Origin of the sequence: Staphylococcus sp. HMSC13A10 (assembly GCF_001808005.1) — a bacterium.
Classification (GTDB): domain Bacteria; phylum Bacillota; class Bacilli; order Staphylococcales; family Staphylococcaceae; genus Staphylococcus; species Staphylococcus pasteuri.
Map to the genome: position 1 here is coordinate 1535 of NZ_KV791872.1, position 1432 is coordinate 2966.

Genomic DNA, 1432 nt, shown 5'->3' on the forward strand with positions numbered 1-1432 from the left:
TCAAATTCATAATGTCCATTTTCGTCTGTTCTCACTGATTTTGAAGTGCCATCTGGATAAGTTAATGTTACTAGTACGTTACTGATTGGTTTTTCTTTTTCATCTGTACCTTGAACACCATCTTTGTCAACATCTTCCCATACATAGTCACCTATTTTATATGTTTGCTCAGGCGCCTCTTCTCCATTACCTCCACCTTGGTCATTAGTACTAATAATACTATTCGTATAACCAGCATAAGATAAAATACCATCATTAGTTGTTGTCATTCTAACACCTTGTTGTATTGCTAAACTATCCTCTGCTCCAGGTGTATATTTACTTTTCACCTTGATGATATAAGGTGAATTTATATTTCCAAAATCAACCATAGCTTGATTATTAGAATAATTTTTATCAATATTCACTTGATTTGTTACATCTTCATATTGACTATAATCATAAATTCTATTACTTTGCGGTAATTTTTGGTCTGGTTTAGCCTTATATACTTTAATATCAGTGCTATTGTCTATAATAGTGCTACCCTCACCATTGAAAAATCCACCATCATTATACACGCCCGCACCTCTAATTAAAACTTTAGCGTTTTGAGCATTTAAACTAAGTGGATTCACATAAACTGTTTGTTCTACAGTGTTGTCGTCTAAATCTAACTGTGAAAAAATAGATTGAATATTCGACGCACGTTCAACAATAGGTCGTTGGTAACTAACATTAAAAGTTTTATTTATTGGCTCATTAGCAGTTGCAAATGTTAAATCTACTGTTTCTTCATTTGGCACTTCTTTTTTATCAATAAAAGAATTCATAACTAATTTTGCATTTACATTTTCATACTTATCAACGTAATCTGTAAAAGTGTAAGTGGATGTTTTATTAGTATTATCAAATGATCCTGTAGCAATAACTTCTCCCGATGGATCCATAATATCAACTGGTGTATGGTCATCTGTTAAATCAGAAGGAACAGTTCGAGGATCATATTTTACAGTCATGGTATCTCCAGATTTTACATCATTATCGATTTTAAAATCAGTAGTATAAGTGATGTTTTCACCATCATGAGCACTGATTATACCATCTTCTCTCCCACCTTCAGTAATTGACTGATTAGTTACTGTAATTAAATCATTAACATTTTTACCCTGCTTTTGTGCTTGAGTTTCATTTAATGCAACTCTAGAACGAGGTTCAATAGAACGTGGTGCTGTTGCTTCTGCAGGTGTTGCATAAGCAATATCTTTATCTTGGTCATTAGATGATTCGTCATCGCCATTTTCTAAAGTTGAGTTTTCTAAAGAATCAGAATTAACTCCAACATAATCAGGTGCTTCACTTGCTGAATCGTCATTTGTTGCTTCTTCTTTTGCTGGTGTTTCGTGTGGTGCTTCACTTGTTGAATCGTCATTTGTTGCTTCTTCTTTTGCTG

Annotated in this window: 1 protein-coding gene; it reads right to left on the reverse strand. The window is 33.2% G+C overall.

Going from position 1 to position 1432, the window contains the following annotated elements; all coding sequences use genetic code 11:
* Positions 1–1432, reverse strand: a 1432-nt coding sequence (locus HMPREF3125_RS08825; RefSeq protein WP_256278094.1) for a fibrinogen-binding adhesin SdrG C-terminal domain-containing protein, incomplete at both ends; no start/stop codon positions are given.